Source organism: Moorella glycerini (assembly GCF_009735625.1).
Lineage (GTDB): Bacteria > Bacillota > DSM-521 > Neomoorellales > Neomoorellaceae > Neomoorella > Neomoorella glycerini.
In genome coordinates this window covers 31,425-50,075 of record NZ_CP046245.1, presented here as the reverse complement: position 1 = coordinate 50,075, position 18,651 = coordinate 31,425, and the positions used below count along the sequence as shown (strand labels likewise).

The following is an 18,651-nucleotide window of genomic DNA, read 5'->3' as shown; positions in this document are numbered from 1 at the left end:
AGGGCTTTTCACTACTTCCGCAGGCTGACGATGGCCACTACCAGGGTAATAAGAGAAAGCAATGTACCGATGATCTGCAACATTTCTGGTACGGATATCACCAGTCCCACCTCCCCTCGGGATTAAATCCCCGGCAGGTGGGACCTTTCTTTAATCTTGCCCGTCCCCAGAACCATTCTACTTTATTCTACATATTTTGCCAACCCTTTTATTACATCATCCAATCGAAATTACGTGCAGCCCTTGCCACCCGTAGGCACGGATGCCTAAACCATTCATTTCGTTATGATAGACATAAGCCGGGAGGTACTTAGCAAATCCCGTTCCTACAAAGCCGTTTTGCGGGTCATAGCTGAACTTCGCGCCTGGATATTCAGGTTTATATTTCCCATAACTGTCCTCACTGCTATACTCAATATGTCTCACCTGGTCGGGAATATCGGTGAAATGATTGTAGAACACGTTTTCCCCCGGCCGCATCCAGATGTATTGCACGGTAAAGCGGTCCTGCAGGGGGGAGTCAACGCGGTAAATGTAATCGCACTCCACCAGCAGGGTCTGGGTTTCCTCGTCCCAGTGGATGGCTCCTTCCGGCACGCCGAAAGCGAGGAGCAGGTTTTTTATGTTTACCTCGACATTATATTGAAAAACCTCTCCGCTCACCGGGTCGGTTATGGGGTCCATTTTAACCGCCACCGGCCCCGGGAGGGTCACGTCCCATTTGGCATAAGGAAAGTCTACTTTTCGATTGTCTCTCTGGACAACATCCCAACCTATAGGATCTCCACGGTAAGCAGTAACCGTATTGCTTTGCGCCCCAAAAGCCACCGCCGTAATATTGGGATATTGATACCCATCTTTGTCTACAGGCCCGTTCAGAAACTTCGGCTGCGCCGCCTTCCAGGTTGCCTGGTCGCGGATCAGCACCCACTGGATCGGGTCGAACCAGTCTACCTTATACCCGAAGGCCTCAGCCACCCATCTGGCCGGCAGGTAAGTGCGGCCGTCCTTGATGATAGGAGCCACGTCCATATTAGTAACGCTGTTGTCAACCTTGAGGGCCTTGCTGCCCTCAGTCATAGTGATGGTTTTGCCGTTGAGGGCGAGGGTAACGGTGCCGTTGTCATATTTTACGCCTTCCTCGTTAACTCCCAGGGCGTAGGCCAGGTAACGCACCGGAACATAAGTACGGTTATTTTCCACGAAGGTAACGGCGTCCATCCAGTTCTGCCCGCCGTCGGTGACGTAATACCCCCGCCCAACCTTAAATACCACCTCATGGGCCGGGGCCGCCTGGGCTAGTCCGGCGAAAGAGAAGATCAGGGCGGCAAGCAGCAGGGCGGCAAAGGCAAGTTTGCGGGTCATGTTATCAGCCTCCTTTAATTTGGTGGGAATCAAAAAGCACCGGCGTACCGGTACTTTATTTACTTCGCAAAGCATTGGAAACATTATTGTATATAGCTTCTGCTATCTCAATTGCATTCTGGGCATCTTCCCTGGTTGCTCCTGCCGCGTCTCCAGGATAACGGCCTTCAGTAACCCATCCGCTTAACCATTCCAATCTTGTGTTGTAAAATTTCTCTTGCTCCTCCGGTGGTAATAACCCCACCAGGTAGTCAAGGTCATGTTTATAAGCGAACCTTATCCCAAGGCGGATTAAGAGGGCTTTCAAGCTTTTTTCGGCACATTGCTGTGATAAGTAACAAGCCAAATCAAATTCCGGTTCTTTATCATAAAAAAGCATCTTCGCTACCCGGAGGTCCCTTCTCGCCCTATCCTGCCATTTCAATGCTTCTTGTTCCCTCTCACTGCTGTTCATAAAGCACCTTCCCTTCTGCAAGGGCAGGATGGTAAACGGTCCACCAGGCATCTTTATACTTGTTTATGTCCTCCGGGCTAGCAATTACAATATCTTTGGGAACCCTAAACTCCCGTAGTTCCTTCCTAATGGCTGCCTGTATCTCCCGCTTTTGTTCCCGCGTGCAGTCCATGATAACCAGGATGTCAACATCGCTGTCCGGCCCAGCTTCACCCCTCGCCCAGGAGCCAAAAACTATTATTTTTTCGGGACTAAACTTTTCTTGTATACGTTTGACCATAGAATAAACTATTTTTTCATTCATGAATGGTCCCTCCCGGGCCAGGGGTATTGAAGGTGTTGCCATTTTATCACCTTCCTGCCACCATTTTACCCCAGGGCTGCCAATTTATCAATATGGCCAACCACTCACCACCCTGATCTTCTATCCACTCGCCCTATACCACCCCCTCCTTCCATCCAGGGCCTTCAGCCCCCGGCCTTCCGGCCTTAGCTGCAACATTTGCCGCCCGGCCGGGAGGCAAGGGCGGCCCGCAGGGCCGGGCCGAGGAATAGCGGACTGAGCGGAGCGAAGGAGCATATGCCGCAGGCCGCACCCTTGCCGGACCGGCCCAGGGCGGCGGTATAATCCGAGGCCGGCCGGAAGGCTTGGAGGCTTAAGATAAAGGCAGCAGGTACGCTTTAGCGCTCCTGCTGCCCACCGCTGTTGCCTTTATAATAGGGCCGCCGCTACGTCAGGCCGTTAGGCCGTTTAGACGTTGCGGCGGCCTCATTTCTCAATGCCCCGCATTGTTAGTTTTGGAGCATCACTTTTTCTGCCCCTGTTCTTGAGTCTCCTGCCCCGGTCCTGGCTGCCCAGGAGGCTGTTGCGCCGCCTGTTCCCCCGGCTTCGGCTTCTCCCAGTGCACCGCCAGGGCCTTGCCGTCTTTAACTAAGAGGTCCACCTTCATCCCGGGTTTCAGGTACCTGGTCGCATCAATTTCCTCCCCCATCAAATTCAGGAACCCCATCCCTTCCTGGTAGGAGGTACGCTCATCCAACTGCACCGTAATAACCCGCCCCACGATGGCCGGGTCGCCGCTCTTTTCCACCTTGACCGTCAACTCACCGGGCTTCACGCCGGTTACTTCCCCCCGCCGGATCATCCGGTCGAACTCCTCGCGCTGCTGCCTGGCCATGGCCTCGGCTTTTCTCATGGGCAGCACAATCTTGCCGTAGTACATGCCGCCGGCGCCGGTTATGGCGCCAATAACAAAAGCCGCAACAATGATTAAAGTTAAAATACCCTTACGCATGGAAGCCACATTCTCCTTTCAATCAATTGGTAAATTCCCGTTTAAATACCGCCCGGGCCGGGATATCAATCCACTTGCTCCAGGGGCTGGCCCCGGGCTGGATCAGGGCTGGCAGGCCGGGGCAAAGGTTCTCGGCATGATAGGTGACAATGGCCGTGGCATGGATGCCGTCATCATAAAGCATGACATCCGTTACCGGGTCAAAAGGACCCGGGTAATTTTTAACCGGGGCGGGCGAACCGCTTATCGCCAGCTGCCCCCCGCCGCTTCCCGGCGGTGGCGGCGGGGAATTAATCACCTGGCTGCTCTGGCCGTTGCTGTTTGTTACCGGCAAAGTGCCGGCAATTACCTCCCTGGCTTTATTCCTGGCCAGGGCGCCGTCATGGTAGACCGCCAGGGCCCGCGCCGCTTCCCTGGCGGCCGAAGCGGCAACCGTCTGGGCCACAAACAGGTGTACCAGCATCACGCCCGCCAGGGTAAACCACAGGACAAAAGGCGTAATCAGCAACACCTCTAAGGTGGTCATCCCCTTACTTCCCCTCAATTTCCAGGCACCCCCTTCCAAAAAGAAAAAGCCCTCCCGGCAACCGGCGGGGAGGGCGTGGGCAGGGAAAACGCTTATTGAGGGAATTGAGGCTTGATTTTATTGTTCCACCACGGTGTTATAAAACTGCTGGCGGTAAAATAGGTAGCACCTAAAATAATCGTTGCCAAACCAAGGATAATCAGTAATTCTAAAGTGCTGATCCCGTCCCGGCTTTTCAGCACGGCAACTTTAGCGCCGGCCCAGTAGCAAAACCGCCGTAATTTCGCGCCCACAGGAAATCACCTCCTTCCGCCTGGCAACGCTAGTGCAACAAGGCGAACACCGTCCCGGCGAAGAGGAACGGCGCCAGGGGCAGGCCTGCTAAGCGCCTGCCGCTTACCCTTAGCGCCAGCGCGCAGGCTCCCCCTGAGATAAAAGCAAAAGACATGGCTTGCGCCCCGGCGGCAACACCCAGGGCTGCCGCCAGTGCGGGTAAAAATTTGGCATCACCACCTCCCAGGCCTTGAGGATAAAAGGCTGCCAGCAGTACCAGGGGCAGGGCGAGCAAGGCCCCGCCCACGGGCGCCAGCCAGTTGGCGGAAAGCCACCATAAAAACACCCCGGCCACCGCCAGGGCTATAGAAACCTGGTCGGGTATCACCCGCTTTTCCAGGTCGCTCATAGCCGCCGCCAGGGCCAGGGTAAGGATTACCATGCCCTTAAAGTATGCCAGGAGGGAAACGCTACGCAACATAAGCCAGGCGGCCAGCACGCCTAACAATAGCTCAGCAAGCGGGTAGCGCAGCGGTATCCCCCGGCCGCATCGCCGGCACCTGCCTTTCACGAGCAAAAAACCCATAAGGGGAATAAGCTCCCAGCAGGCCAGGGCGCGGCCGCAGGCCTCGCAGCGGGATCTCCCCCAGGTCGATTTCCCCCGGGGCAGGCGGTAGGCCAGCAGGCCGGCGTAGCTGGCCAGGATGGCGCCGCAAGCAAAACCCGCCAGGCCCAAGAAGATTTTCACTGCACCACCACCGCTTCGGATATGCCGGTAGCGCCAACGGGCTTCAGTTCATCCGCCTGGCCATAAAGGTAAAACATCGGCCCGGCAACGAAAGTCCTCAGCCTGGCAACTACCTGCACCAGGTACTTATTGGCGTCCATAACTTTCCCCTTAAAATCATCCGTGGCCGCCGTTGGCCGCACATCCAGTTCCACCATCCTTTGCCGCCCTTCCGCGCCGTTCAGGTAGCAGGTATTTCCCCGGAAAGTTTCCCTGGCCGCAGTCTCTGCCGCCGCCGGGTCGATTTCCGCCCGGATGCCCAGCAATTCCTGCCGCACCCCGGTTATATTGCCGCCGCCATCCGTGACCGGCACATACCTGTATGCCGGCACCGCCCGCGCCGTCAGGGCCCCGGCCAGGGCGGCCGCGTCAACGGCGGCCTGCAGTTGGCCGCGGGTAAAATGAATACGGCCGATGTCCAGGAAGATCATCCCCACCAGCAGGGCCAGGGGCAGCACCAGCATGGCCACGCTGGTAGCCAGCATCCCGCGTTCATCCTTTAAAAACCCCATGCTTTAACTCACCCCCCGATAAAAGCTTTAATAACGCTGATGGCGATAGGCCCTACGACAATCAGGGCCGTGCCGGGGAAAACAGCCAGGACCACCGGGATAATGGTCTTGGATTCCATCTTTCTGGCTATCTCTTCAATGCGGACCTCCCGCATCCGGCGCATTTCCCGGGCATAACCGAAAAGTACATCCGGCAAGTAGCTGCCGCCATGCCGCAGGGCGTTTTTAACGGCCGCCACGAAATCATCAGCTTCGGCCATTTCCAGCCGCCGGGCGAAATTATCCAGGGCCTGGGACAAGGGCGTGCCCAGGTCGTACTCTTCCAGCAGCAGGGTGATTTCCGGTCCTAAAACCCCGGGCGAACCGGCGGCGTTGCGGAAAGCGGCGATCAGGGGCACGCTGGCGCTTACGGCCAGGGCTATTTTTTCTACGAACACCATAAATTCGCGGGTCAGATCCCGGCGTTTCTGGGTTGCCCGGTGATCGAGCAGCGCTTTGGGCAGTAAAAAACCTACTAGCGGCAGGACCGGCGCCAGGGGCGGGGGTATTATCCCGGCCCAGGCCAGGAGCAACGCCGTTAGCAGGGCGCCGGCGCTTGCCGCCAGCCACAAGCCCAGCCATTCTTCGGCACTGAAGCCGTAGCCTGCCAGGCGCAGGCGGTTTGCTAGGGCCTCCTGGTTAAGGAAATCGCGCGTCACTGGCAGTTTACAGGCCAGGTCGCCCAGCCGGACCGCCAGCTGCCTGGCCCTTTGCCGGAAAGAAAACCGGGGCCGGGTTAGCTGTTCCAGGGCTTCTGCCAGTGAATTTCTCTGCAGGCGCCCGCCCAGGCCCAGGAAAAAGAAAAAGACGGCTGCAGCAGCCATAAGGGTAAAAAACATGAAATCCCCCCTTTTTTACAACAGCTTGCAATATCTTACCAGCAGCGTCCCGGCCAGCCCGGCGCACCAGCCCAGCAGGGTAAGCAGAACACCCGGCTGCTGGTAAAACTGGGTGATGGCCAGCACCACCACCAGCATTTCCAGCAACCCGCAGATGAGTTTCCCCTCCTCCTGGCCCAAGCAGGAGATAACAACGGCCCGGATTAGTGCCCGGGCGGCCAGCATGGCCAGCATGGCAGTCGCGGCGCCCAGGAGCAGCCCGGGCAGCACCCGCAAGAACCTCTCCGCCTCCGCCTGGGCCGCAAGGAAGTTTTCCATTTCTCATCCTCTCCTGCATCCCGGGTTATAGCAAATGCTTGCCTGACTTGATAATACGGGCCACCATGATATGCCCTCCAACCAGGCAGCCTATCCCGGCCAGGACTGCCAGGCGCCCCTGGGCCGTAGTCACCACGGCACGGTATTCCGGCATGGCCAGGTACATTACCAGGCCCAGCAACAAAGGGATAAAAGTCACCACGGCGAAGCCCCACCTCACGTCCCCGGTGGCGGCAGCTATCCGGGCGTTGAGGTGCTCGCGTTCCCGCACGAACCCAGCGGCGCCTTCCAGCAGGCGCACGGCATCAGAACCCCCGCCCGCCCCGGCCAGGAGGGCCAGGCCGTCGGCCAGGACGTAAGCTTCCAGGAGGTCAATCCTGGCGGCCATATCTTTGACAGCTTTTTCCAAAGGGGCCCCGGCCATGATATCTTCACGCACCTGCTTGAGCTCGAATTTTATTGGCCCGGGTGAAGTTTCCTCCGCATACTTCAGGGCGTCAAGAACCGAACCCCCGGCCCGGATTGCTGAGGCCAGGTTATCCACCGCTCTCCCCAGTTGGGCTAAAAACAGGGCCTGCCGCCGGCGTTTTTGCCAGCAGGCATAACCGCGCGGAACAAAAATAAAGGCCGCCAGGGCCAGTATCGCGGATAGGCCGGGTTTATTCAAACCCAGCGACAGGATGACGGCGGTTAAAGCCGCAATTAAAGCCAGGGGCAGCATATCATCTTTTGTTTCTACCTGCCAGAGCTCAGCAAGTATCGGGCGCCTGGTTTTTCCCTGCCTTGCAGCTGCATTACGGTAATATGCCTCCAGCACTTCAGTTAACGGGTTACGCTTATGCCAGGCCGCCAGGCCGGCGAGAAAGAAGAAGGCGGCCAGGAAGGCAACACCAAAAAAGAAGGCCAGCATCAGAACACCACCTTCTTTTTAGTAAAAATATGGGGTTCGGCTACCTGGACCAGTTTTTTACCGTCAAAACGGAAGATTGTCCGGGGGTCCGGTACCCGGCCGGCGGGGGTTTCCCTTATCATCACCTCGGCCACCTGGACGATTCTTCTCTCCCGTTGGCTGCCTTTAATTACCTTGGCGGCATGTAAAACAACATCAACCGCCCCGGCTATGCGGTCCAGGGCCGCTGCCCGCCCTTCAACCTGACCTTCCCGCGACATGATCACCATGGCCGGCAGGCGGCCCAGGACGGCATCCACGGCGTCGATGGCGTGGAAGGTGGTCATGGCCGGGTGGCCGACGCACATGGCCTGCAGTACGTAATAGGCCTCAGCGCCCCGGCACTCCCCCAGGATGATCCAGTCCGGCCGCAGGCGCAGCATGGCCGCCTGGGCCAGGCTGGCGATGCTTATTTCGCCCTGCCCGTCCAGGCCGGGCGGCCGGCTTTCAAAACAGCGTATGTTTTCATGCCGGGGCTGCAGTTCGGCTATATCCTCAAAGATGATTATGCTGGCGTCCGGCCCCCAGGTTGCCGTCACCAGGGACAGCAGGGCATTGAGAATGGTGGTCTTGCCGCTGCCCATGGGGCCGGTCACCACCACGTTCAAGCCCCTGGCGATCACCTCGCGCAAATAGGCGACCAGATCTGGCGTCATGGCGCCGCAGTCTACCAGGTCCTCCAGGGCTATGGGGCGGGGGAAGCGGCGGATGACCATGGTGGTACCGCCCCTGGCTACCGGCGGGATGATGACGTTCACCCGCGAGCCGTCAGGCAGCTTGGCGTCTACCACCGGCTCGGATTCGTTTACCCGCCGGCCGCAGGACATGACGATTTTTTCCGCTACGGCCCGCAGGTGTTCTTCGTCGCGGAAACGGGTTTCCGTTTTCTGCAGGCTGCCGTTGATTTCCACGTAAACCTTATCATAGGCGGGCACCAGGACTTCGGTGACGTTGCGGTAGCGTTCTTCTACGGGGAAGATATAGCGCTGCAGCGGCCCGTAGCCCAGCATATCGCTGACCACGCTGTCCACCAGGGCCGGGGTGGCGCCCCTTTCCATCATGGCGATGCCGCGCAGGTAGCCTTCATTGTTGCGGGGGTCCTTCAAGGCTTTGGGGTTCTCCCGCCGCACCCTGGCCAGCACCCGGGCGCGCAATTCTTCAACTTCGTCGCTGGTCAGGCAGGTTTGCTCGCTGCCTAAAAGCTTCGCCGCCAGCGATGGGGCCACCATGCTTTTCCACCTCCTTTAAAACGCGGCCTGGCGGCCCGGCGTTATCCGCCCTAGCCAGGCCAGCAGCTTATTCTTCCTGCTGGCGGCTGGTTTCGCCATCTCTAATCCCAGGACGGACCCCGTCAGGGCCGTTATTTTTTCGGCAAAGGCGCATCCCGGCCGGGCCAGGACCACCGGGCCGCCAGCCCCGGGGTCATTCAGGCAGGCCAGGACGCTGTCATCTTCCGGTATGGCCTCCGGGAAGGCCGGGATGCCGCCGAACTGGGCGGCGATATCGGCCGGTTTAAAAGGCACTTTAGGATTGGTCCGGTTTAATACTACCAGAATGGAGGCCAGGTTTACCTGCAGCCTGGCCGCCGGTTTTAAGAACCGGCTTTCGGTGCGCTTGATAACCCCTATCTCCGGGGTAACCACCAGCAGGATCGTCGTCGCCGTTTGCAGGGTCACCAGGGTGGCGTCATCTTCTACCCGGGTGCTTAAGTCTACTACCACCAGGTCGAAGTATTGATCCAGGACGGACAATACGTGGACCATCAACTCGCCGCTAATGGCTTCCGCCCCCGCCTGCTGGGGTGAGGGGAGAAAGTACAGGTTATCTATGTTGCCGGGGACTTTGACCAGCATCTTTTCGACTACATCCCAGCCGGGGAGGCCCGGCAGGCTTTGCCAGACCAGGAGGTTTTGGGTTACGTTTTCCGGCACCCGCAACCAGTCCCCGGCCGTCTTCGCACCGCCGATGTCGCCGTCTACCAGGACCACCCGGTGCTTCAGGCCTTTTCCTTGCGCCCAGGCGGCGGCGCAGGCCGCCAGGTTGGCCGCGATGGCCGTCTTGCCGGCGCCGCCCTTGACGGAATAGACGGCCACCAGCTGGCGTTTCAAGCTGCCAGGGGTAACAGCACCGGCCATATTGAGCGCTTTTGCCGGCTCCTGCTTGCCCGCCGGCCTGGGATCAGGAGGGGTAGAACCCAGGATGCGTGCCATGTCAGCTGCTGCCGCCTGGTAACTGATGATGCTTACCCCCCTGGCCGCCGCCCGGGCATATAGCCCGGCCGTGGGTTTCAAGCCGCCCAAAGCCAGATAAAAGCGGCGGTCGCGGTATAGAGCCGCCGCGTGCAAGGCAAATTCTACCCCCTCCGTGCCCGGGAACCCCACCACCACTTCCCTGGCCGGGGATTCCTGGAGCATGGCGGTAGCCGCCATGGTGTCGTCAGCCACCCCTACCACCGGGTAGGGAAAACCTTTATTGAGGAACGCGCTGGTAAAATCTTTGTCGCCGAATACAAGGAGCAATTGATGGTCACCCGCCTTTTTTGCGCTCGAGGTTTCTAATCTCCCGCCTTATTCAGGGTGCAGGCCAGGTCATCCCCGGCGGCCCGGGCATTAAGTATCCTGGTTGCCTGTTCCGGCGTCACGGCCAGCACCACTGCCTTAGCGGCCAGGGCGTCATTCCCTGTCGGGGTGGCCAGCACAGGAACCCCAATAGCTACAAGTTGGGCGCCCGGCGCTGCCCCCGGAGCGCCGCCGCCTTTAGAAAGGGCATACACATCCACATGATCCCCGGGCTTTACCGCCTGGCCTACAGTGGTATCATTCTTGGCCTCCAGGCTTAAAGCCACTGTGCCGGGGTATAGCTTGAGCCTGCCGGCCAGGCCCGCATCTGCGGGTTCGGACAACATCGAGTTGGTTATAGGCATCCCGGCGGGGATAAACCCCGTGCTCGCTTTCCCGGCTACGCCCTCCATACTTCTCAGCCAGTGCGTTCCTGCCATTCTTGCCGGGAATTCCTTCAGGGCCAGGTCGCCTTCGCCAATAAGTTCATTAGGCTTGATGTCGCGGCTGGCCACCACCACCGCTACCAGGTTTAAATAAGAATTAATAGCGGCGGTAGCGGCCAGGGCCGCCATTACAGCACAGGCGGCGGCCAGCACCAGCAGCAGCCGGTAATTCTTAAACAGGCGCACCAGCAGATCCCCCTTCCGGCCATAGCAGGGCAACCAAAGCACCAATGCCGGCAGCGATACTTTCGCTGCCGGGAGGGACTATAGCCGGCGCCATACCGGCTACCGTCGCCTGGCAGCCCTCCTGATCTTCGGCAATAACTACTTCCGGTACCTTGCCTAAAACATCTTCCACCACCGAGGGCCAGATGCTTAAAGCAGCAACCGGTACCCGGTTGGCAACCAGGATGGCATCATTAAGGTTTTCCTGCCCCTGGCAGGCATATAAGGCCCGCAGGTCCCCGCCTACAACGTATACCTGCCGGGCAAAATTATCCCACGGTACCCGTAAATAGGGCGCATCGATAATCACCCGGTAACCGTCCCTCACCAGTTGGCCCAATAAGGCGGCTATGCCAGCCAGGTCATGCTTTTCAGGTACCCAGAGGGCCCCCCACGGGGTTACAGTATGTTGCCAGCTTCCTTCACGTTCAAGGGTGGTGTTGCCCAGGTGCAAACGGACCATTGGCGGTGTTTCCAGATCTATAACTGCTGCCTGTCCCCCCTGGGAGGTGATATGGGCCGCCAGGGCTGCCGCCAGGGTGGTCTTCCCCACCCCGGCGCAAGGGCTAAGGAAGGGAACAATCCTGTCCTTGTAAGGAGCAAGCGGGGACCAGTCTACATTCCCCGCCGGTTCTACCGCCGGGCAGGCTGCTGTTTCCCTTATTCCAGGCAAGGCTTCTAGCTGTTGTGGTACGTTTACGCCTTTAATGTTATCATTGGCCTCTACCGGTTCTTCCTTTTTCTCCTCTTCTTCGTAATAAATCAAGGGGGCCGGGCGCAATTCCCCGGCCAGCGCATCTTCCAGGGCTTTTGCGATATCCGGCGCGGTGATGCCCTTTTCCCCGGCAAAAAGGATACATGCTTCCGGGACCCCCAGGGCTCCAGCCCGGCGGGCGATATCTTCCCCTGTCTTATCTTTCTTGCCGGCCACGATAACAACGACCGGGAGGCTACCCCGGGCCAGGGTTTCCCCAACTATTGCGACTGGATCATCTACCCCGCCCATGCGGGATTTCCGGACGGCCACGACGGCGTCAGGGAGCCACCCGTCTTTTAGTTTGCTATCAATGTCAGTTTTAGGGTAACGGGCCTTAAACCAGGCTACCGCCGGGGAATTACCCGCGGCAAGCAAGATTCTCTTGTGCTCCAGCATTTAGTCTCCTCCCTTACTATTCTCCAGTTGCCCCAGGGCGCTACCACCAGGTTACCGTCATACAGCCTTACAAGCAAATTCCTCGGTCCCGGCCCCCTGGCCCTCACCTGTATGGTCCCGGCCTGGCCATACAGCGGGTGGCTTTTATCCCGGTTCACATACCTAACCTGGCACCTCTTACTCATTTTTGCCACCTCCTTCCCCTGGCTGGAGAGGGGGATCTGGATCAGGAAGGATTATGTCTAATACCATGTAACCGCTCCTTTCGGGGTTTAAAAAATTATGCTACAATCACCATAACAACCAAAAAATAAAGCGCGGGTAATACCGCGCCATCAGGGAAACCTATTGAGAAATTATTTGGTTTTTGCGGGTATCAGGAAGTTGTATGTATATAAGCAGGCTTCTCGATGTGTGCAAGTTAAAACACTACTGCAAGGTGGTTCTTTTAAGTTCTTCTGTGGGGTTAATATTGTAAGTTCTTCGCAATGTTCCGGGACATTTTTGCCCGGCCCGGTAAAGGGGAGGTTAAAGTACCCTTCTATTTCCAGGCTACCGTCAGCATATATTTTTACCCTCTGCACCAGCTCGCGAGTGATATTCTGCTTTTGAAAAAAATTTAGTTCATCCACCGACCTTGCCAGGTTTTCAGCGTACTGGCGCAGGAATTCTACGCCTTTTTGCACCTGTTCCTGGGCGTTAATTACGGCTTCAAGCCTCTTGATATCTTCTTCTATTCTTACTAGCTCTCCTTCTTGTTCCGCCCGGTAACGCTTGTAGTCTTCTTCGGGCAACGCCTCCAGGATAAAATAAGCCCGGTCAATCCGCTCGATCACCCGTTGCACCTGCTCTAGCCTCTTCCGCGCTTCCTCCAGGCGCCTCCGGGGAATGCTGGCTGTTTCCAGCTTCTCGCTGGTAATATACTGGTAAAAAAGCTCCGGGTTCTTAATTATAGAAGCTATAGTATCCCATACTGTCTTATCTATTTCTTCAGTTCGCCAGGGTGGGAGCCCGCACCTGCCTACCCGGCCCTGGTCGTCAAACTTGGTAGGGTAACGCCCGGGACAGGTATAATAGCTATACTTCGCCCTCTGGGGATTGTTATGGGTGACGACCGTAAGCCTCCTCCCGCACTCCCCGCATACCAGCAGGCGCTGCAACAGGAATCTTCTCCTGGTAGTCTTAGGGTTAAAACGCTTGGACCTGGCAAGCATCTCCTGGGCTCTCATAAAGGTTTCCTGGTCAATTATGGCCGGCACAAGGACCGGTTTCCAATCAGGCTGCTCATCCTTGCGCCTCAACCGGCCGGTATATACGGGATTTTTCAGCATCCGTACCACCGAAGAGTGGACCCACCCCTTGCCCCTAGGACCCTGGGGATACACCTGGCCCAGCTTCTGGGTAATCTGCCAGGGAGTTAATGGTTCCAGGGGATCCGTTAGCCACTCAAACATTTGCTTGACGATTTCGGCTTCCTGGGGATTAATTACCAGGGTATCCCCCTCGGCGTCCCAGCCATAACCAAAAGGCTTGGCGTAGCAGCGGATCTTGCCGCTGGCCGCTTTTTTGGCCTTGCCCCTCTGGGTACGCTCCTTTATGAGCGCGTGCTCGAATTCGGCAAAGGCCCCTCGCATCTGCAAGAAAAGCATCCCCTGGGGCGTCTTTTGCCAGTCAAAATTAACAAACTCCAGCCTTACTCCTGCCTTATCAAATTCCCGGCAAAGGATGAGCAAATCTGTAAGGTTGCGGGAAAGCCTGTCGGGGTCATAGACAACTACAAGGTCCACTTTCCCGGCGGCTACGAGCTGCCTCACATAATCCAGGCTAGGGCGGGTCAATTCCGTCCCGGTGTAAGCGTCTTCAACAACTTCGACTTCTAAAGCCCCTAAAGCCCGGGCCTTCTTCTCGCAGAGTTCTTTCTGGGTGGCCAGGGAAAAACCAAGGGCCTGGTCCTGGGTGCTTACCCTAGCGTAAATCACGGCCTTCATCTTTCTTCTTCCCCATAGCAGGATTCATGTTTACTTCCTTCAACATCCCTTGCGGGTTTTCCTGCCTGTCAGGGCAGGCCTGGCGTATAATATCAACCACCCGGGCATAGGCCCTTCTGTGATCGGCAACATTCCCCACAGGAATAACCCTTATCCTTGGTACAGGCCGCCCTATTTGCATAAGCACTCCCCCTTCCTCTATGAAAATATGCACGACGGCTTGTTCGCCCGGCATGTCCTGAAAAACAAAAAACCGGGTATAACCCGGTATTTTATGGAAGGAGAGGTTTTTTGCCGCCGCCCTTACCTTTTTTGAACCCGCTGGCGGCAGGTATACTACCCAGTGTTGATATCATTAACGGCAGGTCTGCCGGCCGGCTGGTAGGGTCCAAGGTGCATATGTACTTATTGCGGCTACTGTCCAGTTCATAGGCGCTGCCGGCCCACTTGAGTAAATCCATCCCTCCAATTTTTGTCCCTTTACTCATTTCGATGACATGTATGGCTTGCTGTTCCATTAGCCACTGGATATCTTCATCATATTGGGAAGCACTCGCTTCAGCTGCTTCTTTTTCCCGTTCCTGTCGCCGCCTTTCTTTTTCTTTCTCCCGCTTCGCAAATGCCTGCCGGACCGCTTCAGCCAGGGCCTCATCCCCGGCCAGCCCTGGCATTTTCTGCAGATCCTTCAATGCCTGGCGCACCCGTTCAGCGGCAGCCTTACGGTCCTTTTCGTCTGCTTCTTCACTGATTAGGCCCGCCAGTTCGGCCAGGACTTTAGTGGTAGCTAAGGGATTATCCACTATCACCCTGGCCACGGCCCGGGCTACCTCCTGGCGGTCCACTCTAGGGGCTTTGCCAGGTCCGCGTTTGCCTTGTTCCCGAAGTGGAGGTAACCCATGGCGCTTGCGCCATTTTCTTTCCGCGTCTGGTGTCCGGTTTTTTCTCTGGATTTTATCTTCTGATAGGCATACTACGGCTATATAAGATTGGTCCGGCACTTTTTATTCTCTCCCTGATGACATTATTTTTTCTTTGGAAGGATATGGAACGCGAAACAGCGAATATCACCACAATTAAACTCAAGTTGCTTTATCCTTTATTTCCCTTCTGTACCAGAAGGGATTAGGGTACCGATAAAATTGTGTGTCTCATGCACATTTTCTAGCAAAAAAATTTCCTCTACCTGTTTCCCTAGCAAAGACGCTATTTTTATGGCCACATCTACAGTGGGTATTCGAACCCCCCGTTCAATACGCGTATATACTGTTCGGTCTATTCCAACTGCGAGGGCTACTTTTTCTTGGGTTAATCCTTTTGCCTTTCTGGCTTTAAAAAGCTCCACTCTCATATTTTTCATCACCTGTTTCTGTGTGCCTTCTACACATTATTATAGTGTATCATCTGCACAAGTCAATAGCTTTTTTGAAAAAAAAGTTTAATTTTTGCACATAAGTTGTGGAGTTACACAAAAAGATTTATTATACAATTAGAGGTGTGGCTTATGAGCACATTAGGCGATAAGATTAAACAATTAAGAAAGAAAAAGGATTTAACCCAAGATGAATTGGCTTCTATCCTCCATGTAAATAGGGCCACCTTAGCTAACTGGGAAATTAATAGGGCTGTTCCTGATCCTGCCACCCTTCAACGCCTCGCCGACTTTTTCAACGTCAGCGTGGATTACCTCTTAGGTAGGACAGATGACCCTAACCCCGGCCAGCACCGCTCTACTATAGAAGATGACTGGCCTGAAGTTACAAACGTGCTGCGACGCTGCGGGAGGAAACCAACACCAGAAGAACGTCGGCGTATTGCTAGAATCATTAAGGCAGCAATAGAGGATACGGATGATATTTGATGGGTAAAAAAAGACCAAAAAAGGTTAGGAAGGCGCAAGCGATTGCAGCCGCCAGATTTTTTCGGCAGCAACTGAAGTTAGCGGACGAGAATGGCATTGACGCCAGGTGGGTTATAAAGCAGGTCGCAGTGTTAAAGGTTTTTAGCTCTTCCCAAGACCCTGATTTTATTCACGAGGAAGGATTTACCCTCTCCTTGGGAAATGGAAAGTACGAGGTATATGTCAATCGCGATCTCCCTGAAGGCCGCGACAATTGGACTTATGGCCATGAGACGGCACATATTGTACTAAAGCATCATGAAGAATTCGATGTTGACAATCTGCTGCCTTATGAACACTGGATATTAAACCGGGAGGCCAATATATTTACCTCGGAATATTTGATGCCTGAAGATAAATTTCGTAAGGCGGTAAGATTACCATTAACTGTTAACGAATTAGCCCGGTTAAAGAATATCTTTAAAGTATCGTGGCAAGCGGTAATAAACCGGCTAGATGAGCTACATATCTATCCCAAGGCCAACATTGAGCAATTATTTTGTGAACGGCGAATTGCCACCAAAGAAGTTGAGATGGCCATAGCTACGGTAGCGGTGGCCGAAGAGAAAGGGCAGGTTAATACCATGCAAAAAGATGTATTGAGAATTAACCTTGACGAAAATATGCGATTCACTATTTGCCCCAGATGCGGCAATACGGATTTCTCGGAAGGTGCATCTTACTGTAAAATGTGCGGGTTATACCTATATAATGATTGTATCGAGTGCCATGCCCACAATGTCGCCGATGCCCGCTACTGCGAATACTGTGGAAACGAAACAACACTTTTTAAGGCAGGCATCCTAAAGCCTTGCGATGATGCTACTTTATACATAATGCTGGAGGAACTTCTTTCGCGGGAAGTAGTCACGGAGTTTGATCAGGAGGGCAATTTACTAGCAATAAGAATAAAAACTGAAGAGGATGATTTACAGATTAAGGAAGAAGACTTGCCGTTTTAAGACGTAAGGTCTGGGTATATAACGAGCTTGCCATATATACCAGCAGGATGCCAAAAGGATATATGCTGGCGGTGCTGGTGGGTGGCAGGGCGGATTTAAACATGAAGGTGGCGGAGGTCTTATGAAAAAGGAATACCATTATGACCCTGAGCTTGATGTTGACTTAGCCAAAAAAACAGCGGAGTTCATAAAAAAGGCGGCGGAGGAATACATATTTGACCCCAACACTGAAGTAATGCCAGTTCCCAGGCACTGGGGCGAGTTCCCGGGAAAAACGAAGGTTTGTTTTACAAAAACCCTAGAACCGGACGGCTGCCTATACTACCTGTTAAGCGTATCCGCACCTTATGTTAGGGTCTCAGATATGATGGCAACAGCGCTTCTGAAATTATTCGATGCCCCGCCTACTGTCATGTGTCCAGGAAATCCCGCCTCAGATAGATCCAGATGTGCGCCTTTTCTGCTGGCCGGCGGGCAGTGGTAAAGTGCATTAGGAATCAAAAAGCACCGGCGTACCGGCGCTTTCTTTATTGGTTGCTGGCAAGCCGTGTAACCCTAACTTCTACATCATACCCGAGAGACCGTAAAAAGTTCCTGCAATCCTCCCAGCTCAAGCCGAAAGCAATAGTATCGCTTAAACCCAAGCGTGCTACTATATCTCTTAGTAATGGCAAATCGCCTTCCTCAAATTCCTCTTCCATCATCACTTTTTCAGCCCAGTCTACCAATTCAGCAAGGGTGAGGCGGTGACCAAGGTAGCTAATCAGCTTATTGGCTACATCCTGTTTGGTTATCATTTTTCTTGCACCTCGCTAACCTTCTCATGACCGTGGTCTACAGGGTATTTTCGATGCACTTCAACCAATTGCCTCCGGTTATCATAAATCTCCTGGTAGAAGTAAATAGTATTTTCGTTACTATCTACTTCCTTTACATACCTGGCACTCCAACCCCTGCGGCCAGGAACGTCATACCAATATCTTCTTCCCCCATTTGGCAACTCATCCCAATTACCAAACTTCTTTTCGTTTTGCCTTCTTCTTACCTGTATAGTATCCATATTTTATCTCCCGGCCTCTTTATCTCTGACTATCGCATAATAGTTCTTTTTAACCTCTTCCCAGGAAAGACCTTAACCGTTCAATACTACCTTCCTTACCACCATTTTACCCCAGGCCTGCCAATTTATCAATATTGCCTACTGCACACCCTGTTCTTCCTATCCTCTCGCCCTATGCCATACTCCCTTCCATCCGGGCCTTCAGCCCCCAGGCCTTCCGGCCTTAACAGCAGCATTTGCCGCCCCGGCCGCCGTCAAGGCCGCGCAAGCGCCGCGAAGCGGTGGCCCGAAGGGCCAGCCTTGACGGCAATAGGCCGGGGCGGCGGTATAATCCAAGGCCGGCCGGAAGGCCTGGATGCTAATTACGTTAAGGGAGTTTTACGGAGAATATATCATCCGCACCCATAATGGATCAGAAACAGCATAAGTCGTAACTCCACAACGAGGAAAAATTTTCTCTAGCAAATATAAAAAGTACCAAAGAAAAACCTTAAAATGGTAGAATGGCTGGCGTTGGCAACCACGTAAAACCAAAAACCTAGGAATTCTACGAGGGAATTGGGGCGAAAGTGAACAATATAAAGGAGGTATCTGCTCTTTCATCCGAGTTTCTACTTGTTTAAGGAGGAGAGTGAACGCGACTTCGGGAGTTGCTCCTTTTACAGAATCCCCTGTTTCAACACAAAAGGCTCTCCATTCTTTCTTTCTATTATCTTTTATAGCTACAAATTTAACCATTACCATCCTAGATTACCTCCTTTTCCAAGGGCAAAAAGACTTTTTCTCCTTCGGCAACACTGGAGCGAAAAGTTTAAAATCGTTAAATCATTGTGCTTTTAATCCTCTGCCTTCCGGTCCTGAGACCAAAACACAGCCGCTTGGCCGGGAGGCAAGGACGGCCCACAGGGCCGGGCCGAGGAATAAATGGAGGGGACCCGCCCGAAGGGCGGGACGGAGGCCGTTTATGCCGCAGGCCGTACCCTTGCCGGACCGGCCAGGGCGGCG

Annotated in this window: 26 protein-coding genes; 3 read left to right on the top strand and 23 right to left on the bottom strand. The window is 54.9% G+C overall.

Annotation, left to right across the window (positions count from 1 at the left end; translation table 11 throughout):
* Nucleotides 1-216: 216 nt before the first annotated feature.
* From MGLY_RS17730 to MGLY_RS17635, 20 genes are all read right to left on the bottom strand, one after another.
* Nucleotides 217-1,365: a copper amine oxidase N-terminal domain-containing protein gene (locus MGLY_RS17730; RefSeq protein WP_170291262.1), complete on the bottom strand. Its 1,149-nt coding sequence runs from the start codon at nt 1,363-1,365 to the stop codon at nt 217-219.
* A 55-nt stretch (nt 1,366-1,420) separates the two neighbouring features.
* Entirely contained in the window at nt 1,421-1,819 is a 399-nt protein-coding gene (locus MGLY_RS17725; protein WP_156276682.1) for a HEPN domain-containing protein, read from the bottom strand.
* Complete coding sequence (locus tag MGLY_RS17720) at nt 1,806-2,165, bottom strand: nucleotidyltransferase domain-containing protein (protein WP_246187525.1); 360 nt, start codon at nt 2,163-2,165, stop codon at nt 1,806-1,808. Before MGLY_RS17720 ends, MGLY_RS17725 begins: the two co-directional genes overlap by 14 nt.
* A gap of 460 nt (nt 2,166-2,625) precedes the next feature.
* Entirely contained in the window at nt 2,626-3,114 is a 489-nt protein-coding gene (locus MGLY_RS17715) for a hypothetical protein (protein ID WP_156276680.1), read from the bottom strand.
* Nucleotides 3,115-3,136: 22 nt separating this feature from the next.
* Nucleotides 3,137-3,640: a hypothetical protein gene (locus MGLY_RS17710; protein WP_156276678.1), complete on the bottom strand. Its 504-nt coding sequence runs from the start codon at nt 3,638-3,640 to the stop codon at nt 3,137-3,139.
* 92 nt (nt 3,641-3,732) lie between these two features.
* Complete coding sequence (locus MGLY_RS17705; protein ID WP_156276676.1) at nt 3,733-3,933, bottom strand: hypothetical protein; 201 nt, start codon at nt 3,931-3,933, stop codon at nt 3,733-3,735.
* 29 nt (nt 3,934-3,962) lie between these two features.
* On the bottom strand, nt 3,963-4,661 hold the full coding sequence (locus tag MGLY_RS17700; protein ID WP_156276674.1) for a prepilin peptidase: 699 nt from the start codon (nt 4,659-4,661) through the stop codon (nt 3,963-3,965).
* Nucleotides 4,658-5,212 (bottom strand): pilus assembly protein TadG-related protein, encoded by a 555-nt coding sequence (locus MGLY_RS17695; protein ID WP_156276672.1) that lies wholly within the window; start codon nt 5,210-5,212, stop codon nt 4,658-4,660. The genes MGLY_RS17700 and MGLY_RS17695 overlap by 4 nt, the downstream gene beginning before the upstream one ends.
* Before the next feature lie 8 nt (nt 5,213-5,220).
* Nucleotides 5,221-6,090: a type II secretion system F family protein gene (locus tag MGLY_RS17690; RefSeq protein WP_156276670.1), complete on the bottom strand. Its 870-nt coding sequence runs from the start codon at nt 6,088-6,090 to the stop codon at nt 5,221-5,223.
* Between the two features lie 15 nt (nt 6,091-6,105).
* A complete protein-coding gene (locus tag MGLY_RS17685; protein ID WP_156276668.1) occupies nt 6,106-6,408 on the bottom strand; it encodes a hypothetical protein in 303 nt (100 codons plus the stop codon).
* Nucleotides 6,409-6,433: 25 nt separating this feature from the next.
* The gene (locus MGLY_RS17680; RefSeq protein WP_156276666.1) at nt 6,434-7,318 is read right to left on the bottom strand and encodes a type II secretion system F family protein; all 885 of its coding nucleotides are present in this window, start codon (nt 7,316-7,318) and stop codon (nt 6,434-6,436) included.
* Nucleotides 7,318-8,586, bottom strand: coding sequence for a TadA family conjugal transfer-associated ATPase (locus MGLY_RS17675; protein ID WP_156276664.1), 1,269 nt, complete (start codon nt 8,584-8,586; stop codon nt 7,318-7,320). The genes MGLY_RS17680 and MGLY_RS17675 overlap by 1 nt, the downstream gene beginning before the upstream one ends.
* Nucleotides 8,587-8,601: 15 nt before the next feature.
* A complete protein-coding gene (locus MGLY_RS17670; protein ID WP_156276662.1) occupies nt 8,602-9,876 on the bottom strand; it encodes a CpaE/TadZ family protein in 1,275 nt (424 codons plus the stop codon).
* 35 nt (nt 9,877-9,911) lie between these two features.
* A complete protein-coding gene (gene cpaB, locus MGLY_RS17665; protein ID WP_156276660.1) occupies nt 9,912-10,547 on the bottom strand; it encodes a Flp pilus assembly protein CpaB in 636 nt (211 codons plus the stop codon).
* Nucleotides 10,534-11,739 (bottom strand): cellulose synthase operon protein YhjQ/BcsQ, encoded by a 1,206-nt coding sequence (locus MGLY_RS17660; protein ID WP_156276658.1) that lies wholly within the window; start codon nt 11,737-11,739, stop codon nt 10,534-10,536. Before MGLY_RS17660 ends, cpaB begins: the two co-directional genes overlap by 14 nt.
* The gene (locus MGLY_RS17655; RefSeq protein ID WP_156276656.1) at nt 11,688-11,924 is read right to left on the bottom strand and encodes a hypothetical protein; all 237 of its coding nucleotides are present in this window, start codon (nt 11,922-11,924) and stop codon (nt 11,688-11,690) included. The genes MGLY_RS17660 and MGLY_RS17655 overlap by 52 nt, the downstream gene beginning before the upstream one ends.
* A 171-nt stretch (nt 11,925-12,095) precedes the next feature.
* On the bottom strand, nt 12,096-13,727 hold the full coding sequence (locus tag MGLY_RS17650; protein WP_156276654.1) for a recombinase family protein: 1,632 nt from the start codon (nt 13,725-13,727) through the stop codon (nt 12,096-12,098).
* Nucleotides 13,705-13,908, bottom strand: a complete 204-nt coding sequence (locus tag MGLY_RS17910; RefSeq protein WP_170291260.1) for a hypothetical protein — start codon at nt 13,906-13,908, stop codon at nt 13,705-13,707. The genes MGLY_RS17650 and MGLY_RS17910 overlap by 23 nt, the downstream gene beginning before the upstream one ends.
* 91 nt (nt 13,909-13,999) lie before the next feature.
* Nucleotides 14,000-14,569, bottom strand: coding sequence for a hypothetical protein (locus MGLY_RS17640; protein WP_211662178.1), 570 nt, complete (start codon nt 14,567-14,569; stop codon nt 14,000-14,002).
* Between the two features lie 254 nt (nt 14,570-14,823).
* Nucleotides 14,824-15,084 (bottom strand): helix-turn-helix transcriptional regulator, encoded by a 261-nt coding sequence (locus tag MGLY_RS17635; RefSeq protein ID WP_246187531.1) that lies wholly within the window; start codon nt 15,082-15,084, stop codon nt 14,824-14,826.
* 144 nt (nt 15,085-15,228) lie between these two features.
* Here MGLY_RS17635 and MGLY_RS17630 point away from each other — a divergent pair, with 144 nt between their 5' ends.
* From MGLY_RS17630 to MGLY_RS17620, 3 genes are all read left to right on the top strand, one after another.
* Nucleotides 15,229-15,585, top strand: coding sequence for a helix-turn-helix domain-containing protein (locus tag MGLY_RS17630; RefSeq protein WP_246187524.1), 357 nt, complete (start codon nt 15,229-15,231; stop codon nt 15,583-15,585).
* Nucleotides 15,585-16,586 (top strand): ImmA/IrrE family metallo-endopeptidase, encoded by a 1,002-nt coding sequence (locus MGLY_RS17625; RefSeq protein ID WP_156276647.1) that lies wholly within the window; start codon nt 15,585-15,587, stop codon nt 16,584-16,586. Before MGLY_RS17630 ends, MGLY_RS17625 begins: the two co-directional genes overlap by 1 nt.
* Before the next feature lie 121 nt (nt 16,587-16,707).
* Nucleotides 16,708-17,070, top strand: a complete 363-nt coding sequence (locus tag MGLY_RS17620) for a hypothetical protein (RefSeq protein ID WP_156276645.1) — start codon at nt 16,708-16,710, stop codon at nt 17,068-17,070.
* Nucleotides 17,071-17,113: 43 nt separating this feature from the next.
* Here MGLY_RS17620 and MGLY_RS17615 read toward each other — a convergent pair whose 3' ends face one another.
* The 3 genes from MGLY_RS17615 to MGLY_RS17605 all read right to left on the bottom strand — a co-directional run bounded on the left by MGLY_RS17615 (nt 17,114) and on the right by MGLY_RS17605 (nt 18,390).
* Nucleotides 17,114-17,383, bottom strand: a complete 270-nt coding sequence (locus tag MGLY_RS17615) for a hypothetical protein (RefSeq protein WP_141265376.1) — start codon at nt 17,381-17,383, stop codon at nt 17,114-17,116.
* Nucleotides 17,380-17,646: a hypothetical protein gene (locus tag MGLY_RS17610; protein WP_156276643.1), complete on the bottom strand. Its 267-nt coding sequence runs from the start codon at nt 17,644-17,646 to the stop codon at nt 17,380-17,382. Before MGLY_RS17610 ends, MGLY_RS17615 begins: the two co-directional genes overlap by 4 nt.
* A gap of 378 nt (nt 17,647-18,024) precedes the next feature.
* A complete protein-coding gene (locus tag MGLY_RS17605) occupies nt 18,025-18,390 on the bottom strand; it encodes a hypothetical protein (protein ID WP_156276641.1) in 366 nt (121 codons plus the stop codon).
* Between the last annotated feature and the right edge of the window lie 261 nt (nt 18,391-18,651).